The organism is Pseudomonas sp. S8 (assembly GCF_050473925.1).
GTDB classification, from domain to species: Bacteria; Pseudomonadota; Gammaproteobacteria; order Pseudomonadales; family Pseudomonadaceae; genus Aquipseudomonas; species Aquipseudomonas parakoreensis.
Genome location: NZ_JBFDVZ010000016.1, coordinates 2,942,445 through 2,956,406 on the forward strand (window position 1 = coordinate 2,942,445; position 13,962 = coordinate 2,956,406).

14 protein-coding genes are annotated in these 13,962 nt (G+C 61.9%); 8 read left to right on the top strand and 6 right to left on the bottom strand.

What is annotated here, in order from left to right; translation table 11 throughout:
- Positions 1–62: 62 nt before the first annotated feature.
- A complete protein-coding gene (dinG, locus tag AB1J88_RS14430) occupies positions 63–2,207 on the bottom strand; it encodes an ATP-dependent DNA helicase DinG (RefSeq protein WP_430291323.1) in 2,145 nt (714 codons plus the stop codon).
- A gap of 98 nt (positions 2,208–2,305) precedes the next feature.
- Here dinG and AB1J88_RS14435 point away from each other — a divergent pair, with 98 nt between their 5' ends.
- A complete protein-coding gene (locus AB1J88_RS14435; RefSeq protein WP_041070611.1) occupies positions 2,306–2,770 on the top strand; it encodes a CopD family protein in 465 nt (154 codons plus the stop codon).
- 79 nt (positions 2,771–2,849) lie between these two features.
- Here AB1J88_RS14435 and AB1J88_RS14440 read toward each other — a convergent pair whose 3' ends face one another.
- The 4 genes from AB1J88_RS14440 to AB1J88_RS14455 form a co-directional block, all read right to left on the bottom strand.
- A complete protein-coding gene (locus AB1J88_RS14440) occupies positions 2,850–3,608 on the bottom strand; it encodes a collagen-like protein (RefSeq protein ID WP_430291324.1) in 759 nt (252 codons plus the stop codon).
- Positions 3,601–3,876, bottom strand: coding sequence for a DUF1145 domain-containing protein (locus AB1J88_RS14445; protein WP_430291325.1), 276 nt, complete (start codon positions 3,874–3,876; stop codon positions 3,601–3,603). The genes AB1J88_RS14440 and AB1J88_RS14445 overlap by 8 nt, the downstream gene beginning before the upstream one ends.
- Before the next feature lie 162 nt (positions 3,877–4,038).
- Positions 4,039–4,761 (bottom strand): OmpA family protein, encoded by a 723-nt coding sequence (locus AB1J88_RS14450; RefSeq protein WP_041070617.1) that lies wholly within the window; start codon positions 4,759–4,761, stop codon positions 4,039–4,041.
- 90 nt (positions 4,762–4,851) lie between these two features.
- Positions 4,852–5,547 (bottom strand): OmpA family protein, encoded by a 696-nt coding sequence (locus AB1J88_RS14455; RefSeq protein WP_041070618.1) that lies wholly within the window; start codon positions 5,545–5,547, stop codon positions 4,852–4,854.
- Positions 5,548–5,744: 197 nt separating this feature from the next.
- Here AB1J88_RS14455 and AB1J88_RS14460 point away from each other — a divergent pair, with 197 nt between their 5' ends.
- Genes AB1J88_RS14460 through AB1J88_RS14475 form a run of 4 tightly spaced genes read left to right on the top strand, consistent with a single transcriptional unit; the run spans position 5,745 to position 7,461 of the window.
- Entirely contained in the window at positions 5,745–6,242 is a 498-nt protein-coding gene (locus tag AB1J88_RS14460) for a DUF6231 family protein (RefSeq protein WP_041070621.1), read from the top strand.
- Positions 6,243–6,246: 4 nt separating this feature from the next.
- Positions 6,247–6,723, top strand: a complete 477-nt coding sequence (locus AB1J88_RS14465) for a YchJ family protein (RefSeq protein WP_041070623.1) — start codon at positions 6,247–6,249, stop codon at positions 6,721–6,723.
- A 43-nt stretch (positions 6,724–6,766) separates the two neighbouring features.
- On the top strand, positions 6,767–7,261 hold the full coding sequence (locus AB1J88_RS14470; RefSeq protein ID WP_430291326.1) for an LEA type 2 family protein: 495 nt from the start codon (positions 6,767–6,769) through the stop codon (positions 7,259–7,261).
- Complete coding sequence (locus AB1J88_RS14475) at positions 7,258–7,461, top strand: SEC-C metal-binding domain-containing protein (RefSeq protein ID WP_003198420.1); 204 nt, start codon at positions 7,258–7,260, stop codon at positions 7,459–7,461. Before AB1J88_RS14470 ends, AB1J88_RS14475 begins: the two co-directional genes overlap by 4 nt.
- A gap of 193 nt (positions 7,462–7,654) precedes the next feature.
- On the opposite strand, the gene AB1J88_RS14480 is transcribed toward AB1J88_RS14475, so the two are convergent.
- Positions 7,655–8,212: a cysteine hydrolase family protein gene (locus tag AB1J88_RS14480; protein WP_108181880.1), complete on the bottom strand. Its 558-nt coding sequence runs from the start codon at positions 8,210–8,212 to the stop codon at positions 7,655–7,657.
- 284 nt (positions 8,213–8,496) lie between these two features.
- Here AB1J88_RS14480 and AB1J88_RS14485 point away from each other — a divergent pair, with 284 nt between their 5' ends.
- From AB1J88_RS14485 to AB1J88_RS14495, 3 genes are all read left to right on the top strand, one after another.
- Entirely contained in the window at positions 8,497–10,947 is a 2,451-nt protein-coding gene (locus tag AB1J88_RS14485) for a penicillin acylase family protein (protein WP_430291327.1), read from the top strand.
- 179 nt (positions 10,948–11,126) lie between these two features.
- Entirely contained in the window at positions 11,127–12,161 is a 1,035-nt protein-coding gene (locus AB1J88_RS14490) for a ligase-associated DNA damage response exonuclease (protein WP_121184087.1), read from the top strand.
- On the top strand, positions 12,158–13,846 hold the full coding sequence (locus AB1J88_RS14495; protein WP_430291328.1) for an ATP-dependent DNA ligase: 1,689 nt from the start codon (positions 12,158–12,160) through the stop codon (positions 13,844–13,846). The genes AB1J88_RS14490 and AB1J88_RS14495 overlap by 4 nt, the downstream gene beginning before the upstream one ends.
- Positions 13,847–13,962 lie beyond the last annotated feature (116 nt).

The following is a 13,962-nucleotide window of genomic DNA, read 5'->3' on the forward strand; positions in this document are numbered from 1 at the left end:
GCCAATGGAAAAGCATGGCAGAGAGATAGACAGCGCGGCGGGCAAAACTGCCCACCGTTGTCTCAGGATATTTCACGACGGAATGGCGGTAACGCATTGAGGATCGCCTTGCCATAGCGCTGGGTGACCAGGCGCCGATCGAGCAAGGTGATGGTGCCGCGGTCTTCTTCGGTGCGCAGCAGGCGGCCGCAGGCCTGAACCAGTTTCAAGGAGGCGTCGGGCACCGAGATTTCCATGAACGGATTGCCGCCCCGGGCCTCGATCCACTCCGACAGCGCCGCCTCGACCGGATCGTCCGGCACCGAGAACGGGATCTTGGCGATCACCACGTGTTCGCAATAGGCGCCCGGCAAGTCCACCCCTTCGGCGAAACTGGCGAGGCCGAACAGCACGCTGGAATCGCCGCCATCGACCCGCGCCTTGTGCTTGTTCAGGGTTTCCTGTTTCGACAGGTTGCCTTGAATGAACACTTGTTTGCGCCAGTCGCGGTCGAGGCCGTCGAACACGTCCTGCATCTGTTTGCGCGAAGAGAACAGCACCAGACTGCCGCGCGAGCCTTCCACCAGTTCCGGCAGATCGCGGATGATCGCCGCCGTGTGGGCCGCTGCATCACGCGGATCAGCCTTGAGGTCCGGCACGCGCAACACGCCGGCGTCGGCATGATGAAACGGGCTCGGCACCACAGCGGTGACGGCTTTCTTCGGCAGCCCGGCGCGCATGCGAAAGCGGTCAAAGGTGCCCAGCGCGGTCAGCGTTGCCGACGTTACGAGGCAGCCGTAGGCGACGTTCCACAGGCTGCGGCGCAAGGTTTCTGCGGCGAGAATCGGGCTGGCATTGACCTCGATGTCGAACAGCGAGCCGCTTTCGGCCAGCGTCAGCCAGCGGGCCATCGGCGGGCTGTCTTCCGGGTCTTCGGCGGTGAACGCGGTCCACAGTTCCCAGTTGCCCGAGGCACGGGACAACAGGCTGCCGAACAGCGGATACCACTCTTCGGCCTGATTGCTGGCGATGCCGATATTGACCTCGCCGTCCATGCCTTCCTTGAGCAGGTCGGTCAGGCGGGTGAACAGATCGTTGAGCCGCGAATAACCCTTTTTCAGCTCGATGCCCATCTCGCGCATGTGCTCGGGAATCACCCCGCCGACGAAACGATGGCGTGGCCGCTCGCGACCTTCGACGTCTTCGCCGGGCTTGAAATCGGCAACCTGCTCGCACGCGGTGAACATGAACTGCTGCTGGGTCTTGATCTCCCGCGCCAGCTCGGGCACTTGCTCGATCAGCTTGCCGAGATCCCCCGGCAACGGATGCTGGGCCAACAATTTGGTGAGGTTCTTCGCGGTGGTTTCCAGCCAGTCGGCAGTGGAACGCAGACGCGTGTAGTGGGCGAAGTGGCCGATGGCCTTGTCCGGCAGGTGATGGCCTTCGTCGAACACGTAAATGGTGTCACGCGGATCCGGCAGTACCGCACCGCCGCCGAGGGCCAGGTCAGCCAGCACCATGTCGTGGTTGGTGACGATCACATCGACCTTGCCCATGCCTTCGCGCGCCTTGTAAAAGGCGCACTGGCCGAAATTCGGGCAATGGCGATTGGTGCACTGGCTGTGATCGGTGGTCAGCCGCGCCCAGTCGGCATCTTCGAGAGCGTTGGGCCAGCTGTCACGGTCGCCGTCCCATTTATTGCCGGCGAGTTTCTCGATCATGCTGGTGAACAGCTTCTGACTGGCCTCATCGACCTCGATCTTGAAGCCTTCTTCTTCGAACAGCTGCGCGGTGGCGGTTTGCGCGTGGCCTTCCTGCAACAACATGTCGAGCTTGGACAGGCACATGTAGCGGCCACGGCCCTTGGCCAGCGCAAAGCTGAAGTTCAGCCCGCTGTTGCGCATCAGGTCGGGCAAGTCCTTGTAGACGATCTGCTCTTGCAGGGCCACGGTCGCGGTGGCGATCACCAAACGCTTGCCGGCCAGCTTCGCCGTGGGGATTGCCGCCAGGCTGTAGGCCACGGTCTTGCCGGTACCGGTGCCGGCTTCCACCGCGACAATCGCGGGGTCGCCACTGCGCCGGCCTTCGTCGTCGGTGTCGATATCCCCGAGGACTTTGGCGACTTCGGCGATCATCAGGCGCTGGCCGTAACGCGGTTTGAGGCTCTTGGCTTCAAGAAAACGCGAATAGGCGCCCTGGATCGTGGTTTTGAGTTCAGTGCTGATCATTGAATGTCGGGCGTAAAAACGCTGGATAAATTTTCAGTAGTTCGGATCGGCCGCTATCATACCCCGCTAATCAGTCCCGCGCAGAACGGAGTACCCCAATGACACCTTTTAGCCTCGTTTATCCGCTGCATGTCCTGTCCGCCCTGGTCTGGGTCGGCGGCATGTTTTTCGCCTGGATGGTCCTGCGCCCGGCGGCGGTGAAGGCGCTCGACGGCCCCGCCCGCCTGACCCTGTGGGTAGAAGTGTTTCAAGGTTTTTTCCGCTGGGTCTGGGTCGCGGTGATTCTGTTGCCGATCAGCGGCGTGGGCATGTTGCACTTGCAGCAGGTCGGCTTCGAGACCGCGCCGAAATACGTGCAGGTGATGATCGGACTGTATGTGGTGATGACGGCGCTGTTTATCCGGATTCAGGGTTTGATGCTGCCAGAGTTGCGCAAAGCCGTTGAAGCCAAGGAATGGCCGGTGGGTGCGGCGGTGCTGGGGCGGATTCGCCGGGTGGTGGGGATCAATTTGATTGTCGGGTTGGTGCTGGTGGCGATTGCGGCGGCGCGGCCGATGTTCTGACCACCCCATTTTTGGCGCTGTGAACTCTGTTGTGGTGAGGGGATTCATCCCCTCACCACAATAGTGAATAGCGCTGTATTTAGAGGCGTTGCACAGTCACCGCCCCCGCCGCACCCGTCGGTCCAGGCTGACCATCCGCTCCGGGCTTGCCGTTCTTGCCGCCATCGGCGCGATACACCAGGCAGCCCTTGGACTTGCCACCCTGGCCGGCCTTGCCGCCAATACCCGCCGGGCCGCCGGCGCCGCCCGCGACATTGACCTTGATCAGTTCAGCCGGAAACTCGCGCGGCACTTCCAGGCGCACCAGCGCTCCCGGCGCTCCCGGCTGGCCATCGCTACCGTTGCTGCCATCAAAACCGTGACCGGCCGCGCCCCAGGTGCAGCCCGGATCTTCACCGTTGCCGCCATCGAGGCCAACAAAACCCGGCGCGCCGGTACCGCCGCGAGCATCGACAAACAGTTTTGGCGCGCTCAGTGCCTTGAACTGCAAATTCAGATTACGCCCGGCACGGGCGGCTTTTTCATAGGTGCCCGGCGCGCCGCGTGCGGTGATCAGGCTGCCTTCGGACAGTTCGGCACGGATGACTTTCATGTCCAGTGCCTGTTCACTCGGGACGATCGCAATGCGCGCTTCATGGCCCAGACGCAATTCGCCGACGGTCAGTTCGGTCACGTTGGCAGGAATCAGCAAGGTGCCGTAGTCCGCGACGTCCAGCCGCTCCAGCTGCAGGGTGCTGGCCGTGTTGGGCAAACGCATCAGGGAATTGGTTTCGACACTGACCACCTGGGCGCAGGCCAGGGGACTGATGAATGCGGCGAGCAGGCAAAGTTTACGCATGGGAAGAAGCCTCCGGAGCGGCCGGGGCCGGGATGGTTTGCAGGTGAAAAACGCCGAACAGCAGGATGCGCAGACGATCGCGCCATGGGTTGGGACGCCCCTTGAGGCGAGAGAACAGCAACTCCAGCCCATGCAGCGCCAGCAACAAGCCGCCGGCCAGATTGACCAGCAGATGCAGCGGATGCACAAACGGCAGCAGCAGATTGACCACCACCACGCACCAGAACAGCAGGGTCAGCAAACGCCCCAGCCCCCAGAAAACCTTCATACGCTCCCCCGTCTCGGAATTATTCTTTGGGCGCACAGTAACGGCTTACGCGGGGGATAAGCCAGAGGGGCAAAAGAAAAAACTTTTGTCAGTCGTCGGATCGCTGCCGGTTCGACGATGATCGTCGCCCGGCAGCTCTAGCCTGCGGACTACAGACAAGTCCTAGCGATTGATATGCAACTCTACCCGACGGTTTTTCGCCCGCCCTTCGTCCGTCGCGTTATCGGCCACCGGCTCGCTCTCGCCGCGCCCTTCGCTGGTCAGTTTGGCCGGTTCCAGGCCCTGGCTCAGCAGATACGCCGCCACACTGCTGGCACGCCGCTCCGACAACGCCTGGTTATAGGCGTCTGAACCCTTGCTGTCGGTATGGCCGATGACTTTGATGCTGACCACGTCAGCATTGCGCAACTTGTCCATCAGCGTATCGAGCTGGGCTTTCGCGGCCGGGGTCAGGTCCGACTTGTCGAAGTCGAACAACACATTGCCGGCATCGCTGAGGGTGATGACTTCCGATTGCGGTGCAGGCTCGGGCGCTTTTTCCGTGACCGGGTATTGCGGCAGCGGACAACCACGATGATCGACCGGGGTATTGGCCGGAGTGTCCGGACAACGGTCGCGGCGATCGAACACGCCATCGCCATCTTCATCGCCATCCTGGGCATAACAGATCAGCCCGCCGGTAAGGATCCCCAGCGCGGCACCGCCACCGGCCCAGCCGCCACTTTCAATGGCGCCAAGACCGCCACCGACCAGCCCGCCGATCAGGCTGCAAATCGGCCACGTACGTTGATTGAGGGGGGCGTCGCCGTCGCTGTGAGTGGCGCAACCGGTGAGCAAGCTGCCCAGCAGCAGCACCGGCAAGACGGACCTTGAGAAAACAGTCATTGTGAAAGCTCCTGTGTCACCGGCCCATACCGGTTACACAGGAGTAAAGACGCGCATCCGCGACTGCACAAGCCGCGGATGCGTGAGGGGCTAGCGGACGATTTTGATTTCGGTACGACGGTTCTGTGCGCGACCGTCAGCGGTTTTGTTATCCGCCACTGGCTGGCTTTCACCCATGCCCGACACCGAAACGAAGCTGGCACGCGGCACACCTTGCTGGATCAGGTATTCCACCACCGAGTGCGCACGACGATCCGACAGTTTCTTGTTGTAGGCATCGCTGCCCACGCTGTCGGTGTGACCGGTCACGGTCAGTTGCGCCGTGGACGACTCTTGTTTCAGGCGCGTGGCAACTTTGTCCAGCACCTGTTTATCGGAGCCGGTCAGGGTGGCTTTGTCGAACTGGAAGTGCACATCGCGGATGACGATGGTTTCTTCCTTGACCACAACCGCCTCTTCTACCACGGGCGCCGGGGCTGGTGGAGGGCAGCCGTCAGCATCGACCTGCACGCCTTTAGGCGTGTGCGGGCACTTGTCGCGGCTGTCCGGCACACCATCGCCATCTTCGTCGCCATCACCGTGCACCCAGCAATAGGCCGCTGCCGTACCGCCGACCAACAGTGCGCCGTAGCCGGCCCACGCCGAACTTTCCGTCGCACCGAGACCGGCCCCGACCACACCGCCGACCGCCGCACAGGTCGGCCAATCGGTTTTCTGCAAACCTGCGCAACCAGTCAACACACTGGTTAGCAGAATCAAAGGTAATGCTGTCCGAACTATGCTCATCTGGTTTTCTCCTGAGGGATCGGCTTAGAACCGATTCACGGAGTAAAGACCGGAGTTTTAATCTCCGCCAGCAATAGGCCACTGGCATTTGGGACCGTGTTCACAGGGATTCGGCACTTTTGCCACGCGCGACAAATCGGGGTCTAGGCCGGATCCGTCTGGCGCGCTAGTCTTGGCGATCTGATTGAGGAGCTTCGATGAACGTCGCCATTTCTTCGCGCACGCCGCAACAGGCGCTGGCTGCTTTACTGGATCGCTATGCCCCGGCGCGTTTGCTGCTGATCGGCGCCAGCGAATTTCCGGCGCTCGCCGCTTTTAAACAGGCGCACCCGGATTGCTGCGTGGCCCACGCCGAACCCGGTGCGTTGCCCGCCGAACTCGCGGCACGGCGCTTCGACCTGGCGCTGGTGGTCGATTGCCTGGAGCACTTGCCCAAGCGTGACGGCCTGAACCTGCTGGGCGGGATTCGCAACCTCAACGCCAGTCGCATTGCGGTGCTGGCAGATCTGCCAGCCAGCGGCTGGCAGGAAACCGATTTCTACTCGCTGGCGCTGCAAGCCAGTGAGCGCTTTCAGCGTGACGAGCAGGTACTGACCCTGTTCACTTACGATCTGCTTGACTACAAGCAAGTCCCCGACTGGCTCAACTCGCGGTTCTGGGCCAATCCGGAAAACTTCGGCAAATACTGGTGGTAATGCAATGAGTACAGCCATTTGCCCATGCGGCAGCGGCAACCTGCTGCTGGCCTGCTGCGGTCCCTACCACGAAGGCCACCCGGCGCCGTGCGCCGAAGCGCTGATGCGGTCGCGCTACAGCGCCTACGTTTTGGGGCTGATCGATTATCTGGTGGCCACCACCCTGCCCGCCCAGCAGGCCGGCCTGGATCGCCAGTCGATCAGTGCCTGGAGCGCGCAAAGCACCTGGCTCGGCCTTGAGGTCGAAAGCTCGGAAGTGTTCGGCGGCCAACCCGAGCACGCCTTCGTCACCTTCACCGCGCGCTGGCACGACAGCCAGGGCGAACACAGCCACCGCGAGCGCTCTTCATTCGTGCAGAACGCCGGGCGCTGGTACTTCATCGACCCGACCGTGCAGTTGAAGCTGGGGCGCAATGACGCGTGTCCATGTGCCAGCGGGCAGAAGTTCAAGAAGTGCTGTGCGGGGTATTTCGGCGCATAAAGGGAAGTGCCGACTAGACTGGGGCACAAAGGGAGTTTTTTCGATGCTCGGTCACTGTCGCACACTGCATGGCTTGTTATTGATGCTGATCCTGAACCTCGGCGGTTGCGCCTCATGGTTCAGCGACGACAGCGTCGACCCCGCCGTGCACCTGGTAAAAGTCGAGGTGGTGCGGGCCAAGCTGCTCGAACAGAAATTCATCCTGCACTTTCGCATCGACAACCCCAACGACAGCGACCTGACGGTGCGCGGCATGGAATATCGCATTCATCTGGCAGACCTGTTGTTGGCCGAAGGCGAGCATGAACACTGGATCACCGTGGGGCCCAAAAGCAGCGCGTTCTATCGGATACCGATCCGCACCAACCTGTGGCCACGGGTCAAGGAGGTGGTGAAAATGCTGAAAAGTCCGCACCAGCAGGTGCCTTACCGACTGCAAGGCGAGATGGAAACCGGTTTATTCATCGCCCACTACGTGCACCTGGAGCGCAATGGCGTAATAATCCCCGCCGATTTAATTCCGGAGCACAACCGATGACTCAGCAACCTCATGTCCATGGCCCTGACTGCAACCACGATCATGACCATCATCACGATCACGACCATGGCCATGTCCACGGCCCGAACTGCGGCCACGCCCACCAGGAACCGGTGCGCAACGCCCTGAAAGACGTCGGCCGCAACGACCCTTGCCCTTGCGGCAACGGCAAGAAATTCAAGAAGTGCCACGGCGCTTGATGTTTCGGGTGAAGATACTCTTCGCCTGACACATTGCCTTCGCGAGCAAGCTCGCTCCCACAGTTGACCGCGTTCCCGCTGGCTGAACGCAGTCGACTGTGGGAGCTGGCTTGCCAGCGATGAGGCCGGCGCATCCAGCATCGATGTAGCCTGACGCTCCGCTATCGCTGGCAAGCCAGCTCCCACAGGTTTCTCAGGCAACTGCCAGAACCTGCGCAGCACTGACCACCGTCGCATACTCCCCGTGCAAATTCCCCAGCGACATCCCGTGCACCTCTTCGGCTGAACGCGGTGTACCGAAATAATCGGCCTTGTCGAAGGTAAAACACGCGTCCTCTGCCACCCAGGCGTCAAATCCCAGATTGCCCGCCGTTCGCGCTGTGGATTCCACCGAGTTGTGGGTCGCCACACCGACAATGATCAATTGCCCGATCCCCGCCTCACGCAACCGTGCCTCCAGCCCCATGGCGCAAAACGCGTCCGGCACCTGTTTCTGGATCAGCCATTCGCCGTCCTGCGGCATGAATCGCTGCTGAATCTCCACCCCTGACTGCCCGGGCCAGAACACCGAATCCGCTTCACGCGACAGATGCTGCACATGAATCACCGGCCTCCCGCTGCTGCGCCACGCCCTCAGCAAATCAAGCATGCGTTCTTCGGCCTGTGGATTATTCCGTCGGCCCAGGCGCGGCTGCAGAATGCCTTGTTGCTGGTCGATGATGATCAGTGCAGCGTTGGCCTTGAGCTCCATGGCGTTTTTTTCTCATGCGGGTCAGTGAATTTCCCGCACTTCAACATCACCTCCAGGTATCAGGCAAGTGCATAAGACCAACCCTCCAAGATCAAAAGATCGCAGCCTTCGGCAGCTCCTACAGGGGGTACTCAATCCAATGCAGGAGCTGCCGAAGGCTGCGATCTTCTCCATTCGACAGAATTACACAAATAACCCCCGCGCCCGCTTGCGCGGCCACCGCCTGCTCACTAACGTAGCGGCTTTATTGCGCCCCCAGCCTCTACCCCCGCAGGAGCTTTGCCATGGCCTCGCCAGCCCTTACACATTTTCTTCCCCGGTTCGGCGTTGCCGCAGCAGTGACCGGTGTCTTGAGCCTGTCCGGTTGCCAGACCTGGAACGCGCAGGACACCCTCCCGCCCACCTCCGGCGTGCAAGCGCTCAAGGGCCTGGCGCAGAACGTTTCGGTGCGTCGCAATGCGATGGGCATGCCGTTGATCGAAAGCAACAGCTTCCACGACGCACTGTTCACCCTCGGTTACGTGCATGCCAGCGACCGCATCAACCAGATGGTGACCCTGCGCCTGCTGGCCCAGGGCCGTCTGGCGGAAATGTCCGGCGCCTCAATGCTCGATGCTGACCGCTACATGCGCGCAGTCAACCTGAAGAAAAGCGCCGACGGGCTGTACAAGGCCTCGTCGCCACGCCTCAAGCGTTTCTTTGAAGTCTATGCGCGAGGCGTCAACGCCTACCTGTTCCGCTACGCCGACAAACTGCCAGGCGACCTCGCGTCCAGCGGCTACAAGCCGGAATACTGGAAACCGGAAGACTCGGCGCTGCTGTTCGCACTGTTGAACTTCAGCCAGTCAGCCAACCTGCCGGAGGAAATTTCCTCGCTGGTGCTGGCGCAAACCGTGACCACCGACAAACTCGCCTGGCTGACCCCGTCTGCACCGGATGAAAACCTGCCGCTGGCCGAGGCCGACAAGCTGCAAGGCCTCAAACTCAACGGACAGATCCCTGGCCTGAGCGAACTGAGCAACGCCAGCCAACAATTGGCGGCGGTGAATCTGCTGGGCGCCAGCACCTCGAACAACTGGGCCATCGCCCCGCAACGCAGCCGCAGCGGCAAGAGCATTCTTGCCAGCGACAGTCATGGGCCATTGGCCGCGCCGTCGCTGTGGACCTTCGTGCAGATCCGCGCGCCGAAATATCAGGCTGCCGGTGTCACCGTTGCCGGTCTGCCAATGGTCCTCGGTGGCTTCAACGGCAAAGTGGCGTGGAGCGCCACCAGCGTGCTCGGCGACAACCAGGACCTGTTCCTGGAAAAAATCCGCCGTCAGGGCAGCAGCCTGACCTACGAGGTCAACGGCAAATGGCAGCCGCTGGGCGTGCGCAACGAAACCTATTTCGTCAAAGGCCAGCGGCCGATTCGCGAAGCGGTGTACGAAACCCGTCACGGTGCACTGCTCAACAGTGCCCAGGCTGCGGCACAGGGCAACGGTTTTGGCCTGGCCCTGCAAACCCCGAACTTCGCCGACGACAAATCGCTGGACGCTTTTTTCGACCTGACCCGCGCGCAAGACGTTGAACGCGCTTCGGACGCCAGTCGCGAAATCCGCGCCATCGCCCTGAACATGGTGTTCGCCGACGCCAGCAATATTGGCTGGCAAGTCACCGGTCGTTTCCCCAACCGTCGTGAAGGCGAAGGCCTGCTGCCATCGCCGGGCTGGGAAGGCCGCTACGACTGGGACGGTTACGCCGACCCGATGCTTCACCCCTACGATCAGGACCCGACCCAGGGCTGGCTCGGCACTGCCAACCAGCGGGTGATTCCTCACGGCTACGGCATGCAGTTGTCCAACTCGTGGGCGGCGCCGGAGCGCGGCGAACGTCTGGCGGAACTGGCCGGCAGCGGCAAACAGGACAGTCGCAGCGTGATCGCCATGCAGTACGACCAGACCACCACCTTCGCCGCCAAGCTGAAGAAAATGTTTGAAGCGCCAGGCATGAAGCAGCCGCTGAAACAGGCGATCGACGCTCTACCGGAAGCCGATCGCAGCAAGGCGCGCGAGGCGTTCACCCGATTGATGGCGTTCGACGGCAAGCTCAGCCCGACCTCGGCGGATGCGGCGATCTATGAACTGTTCCTGCAAGCAAGCATGAAGCAGATCTTCCTCGATGAGCTCGGCCCCGAGTCGAGCCCGGCGTGGAAAGCCTTTATCGCCAACGGTGACTTGTCTTACTCGGCGCAGGCCGATCACCTGCTCGGTCGCGAAGACAGCCCGTTCTGGGATGACATCCACACCCCGCAGAAAGAAGACAAGGCGCAGATTCTGGCGCGCAGTCTGGCGGCCGCGATCAACGCCGGCGACAGTCAGTTGGGTGGCGATCACAAGGCCTGGCAGTGGGGCAAACTGCACAGCTACACATGGAAAAACGCCAACGGCCAGACCGTTCGCGGCCCACTGGCAGCCGGCGGCGATCACACCACGCTCAATACCTCGGCATTTGCCTGGGGTCAGGACTTCAACACCACGCGGGCGCCGTCGATGCGTTTCATTGTCGACTTCAGCCAAACCGAACCCTTGATGGGGCAGAACGGTACCGGCCAGTCCGGCAACCCGGCCAGCCCGAATTACCTCAATGGCGTTGATGCATGGCTCAAGGGTCAGTACATCGGTCTGCCGATGCAGCCGCAGAACTTTGACCGGGTGTATGGCAAGACGCGTTTGACCCTCACCCCGGGCAAATAAACGCTAGAGCAAGATCAAAAGATCGCAGCCTTCGGCAGCTCCTACATGGGAATGGTGAACATCCTGTAGGAGCTACCGAAGGCTGCGATCTTTTGCTTTTCGCCCCACATAAAAACCCGATAGAACTTCCGGACTCGCGCCAACCTCATAGCTAACAAGCCCTCCATTCTGGTAACGACATGGACCTTGTTATCGCCCGCCCCGAAGGCTTGTACTGCCCTGCCGGGGATTTCTATATTGATCCGTGGCGCCCGGTCGAGCGCTCGGTGATCACCCATGCCCACGGCGATCACGCCCGTAACGGCAATCAGCACTACCTTGCCAGCAGCGCCAGCGAAGGGATTTTGCGCGCGCGTCTGGGTCAGGACATCAACCTGCAAACCCTCGCCTACGGCCAACGCCTGACCCACCACGGCGTGACCTTGAGTTTCCATCCGGCCGGGCATGTGCTCGGTTCGGCCCAGGTGCGTCTGGAATACGGCGGTGAAGTCTGGGTCGCGTCCGGCGACTACAAGATCGAACCTGATGGCACCTGCGCGCCGTTCGAACCGGTGCGCTGCCACACCTTTATCACCGAATCGACCTTCGGCCTGCCGATCTACCGCTGGCAGCCACAGGCGCAGGTGTTCAGCGAAATCAACCAGTGGTGGCAGGCAAACATCGCGGCGGGCAAGGCCAGCGTGCTGTTCTGTTATTCATTCGGCAAGGCTCAGCGGATTCTGCACGGTATCGACGCCAGCCTCGGCCCGATCCTCAGCCACGGCGCCGTCGAGCCGCTGAACCGGGTCTACCGCGAGGCCGGCGTGCACCTGCCGCCGACGATCTACGCCGGCGACATCAAAAAATCCGACCCGATCATGCGTCAGGCGCTGGTCATCGCCCCGCCCTCGGCCGGTGGCAGCACCTGGATGCGCCGGTTCGGTGATTTCAGCGACGCCTTCGCCAGCGGCTGGATGCGCCTGCGCGGCACCCGCCGGCGGCGCGGCGTGGATCGTGGTTTTGTGCTGTCGGATCACGCCGACTGGCCGGGCCTGCTCTGGGCCATCGAACAGACCGGCGCCGAACGGGTGATGGTCACCCACGGCTCGATCGGCGTGCTGGTGCGCCATCTGCGTGAACAAGGCCTGGATGCGCAAGGCTTCAACACCGAATACGGCGACGATGAAGAGGAAAACATTGACGCCGAACCTGCCATCGCCGAGGTGCAAGCATGAAAGCCTTCGCCGAGTTGTATGCCGAACTCGACGCCACCACGTCCAGCAACGCCAAACTGGCCGCCATGCAAGCCTACTTCGCCCAGGCTGCACCGCAAGACGCGGCATGGGCGGTGTACTTTCTGTCGGGCGGGCGCCCGCGACAACTGGTGCCGGTGCGCATCCTGCGCGAACTGGCGGTGGAGGTCTCGGGGTTGCAGCCGTGGCTGTTCGAGGAAAGCTATCAATCCGTCGGCGATCTGGCGGAAACCATTTCGCTGGTGCTGCCAGAAAACCTGCACAGCTCCGAGGCCGGCCTTGCCGAATGGATCGAAGACAAGCTGCTGCCGCTGCGCGGTGAGACCCCGGAGTATCTCGCCCGCCAACTGCCCGCACTGTGGGCGCAGCTGGACCGGCCGAGCCTGATGCTGTGCATCAAATTGATCACCGGGAGCTTTCGCGTCGGCGTATCGAAACTGTTGGTCACTCGCGCGTTGGCATCGATGGCCGGCCTCGACAGCAAACGTGTGGCGCAGCGTCTGGTGGGTTACACCGACCTGTCGAACCGGCCGAACGCAGCCAGCTACCTGAAACTGATCGCCCCGGAATCCGCCGACGAACACGCTCAGCGTGGCGGTCAGCCCTACCCGTTTTTCCTCGCCCATGCCTTGTCGCAATCGGTGGATGAGTTCGAAACATTGCTGGGCCCGGCGAGCAACTGGCAGGTGGAATGGAAGTGGGATGGGATCCGCGCGCAGGTGGTCAAACGTGAGGGGCGGTTGTGGGTCTGGTCGCGCGGTGAAGAACTGGTGACCGAACGCTTTCCCGAATTCGATACGTTGATCCACGCGTTACCCGACGGCACGGTGATCGACGGCGAAATCGTGGTCTGGAAAAGCACCCATCCGAGCACCGAAGACGCCTTCGATCCGCAATCGAGCGCGCCACCAGCGGTGCAACCTTTCGCCCTGCTGCAGCAACGGATCGGCCGCAAAACCCTCGACAAGAAGATCCTCGAAGAAGTGCCGGTGGTGGTCCTCGCCTACGACTTGCTGGAGTGGCAGGGCGAAGACTGGCGCAATCGTCCGCAGGCCGAACGGCGTGCGCAACTGGAGCAAGTGATCGCCCACGGTAACAACCCGGTGTTACTGGCCTCGCCGATGCTCACTGGCAGTGACTGGTTCGATCTGGCCCGGCAGCGCGAAGCCTCACGGCGACTGGGGGTCGAGGGCATGATGCTCAAAGCCCGCGACGCCCTGTATGGCGTGGGCCGGACCAAGGACATGGGCGTGTGGTGGAAGTGGAAGGTCGATCCGTTCAGCGTCGATGCGGTATTGATCTACGCCCAACGCGGCCATGGCCGGCGCGCCAGTCTGTACAGCGATTACACCTTCGCCGTGTGGGACGGACCGCCCGAATCCAGCCAACGGGCGCTGGTGCCGTTTGCCAAGGCCTATTCGGGGCTGACCGACGAGGAAATGCGTCAGGTCGACAGCATCGTACGCAAGACCACCGTGGAAAAATTCGGCCCGGTGAGCAGCGTCAAACCGAGTCTGGTGTTCGAACTGGGTTTCGAAGGGATCGCCCTGTCGCGACGGCACAAGAGCGGCATTGCCGTGCGCTTCCCGCGCATGCTGCGCTGGCGGCAGGACAAGACGGTGGATGAGGCAGATAGCCTGGCAACGTTGCAGGATTTGTTGGCCTGACCCGGTTTTCCGGGACATACCTCCAATCGTGCTGAATGAACATCCTGTAGTGAGTGGATTTTCTGGTGAGGAGATCTTGTGGTGAGGGGATTTATCCCCGATGGGCGCGAAGCGGC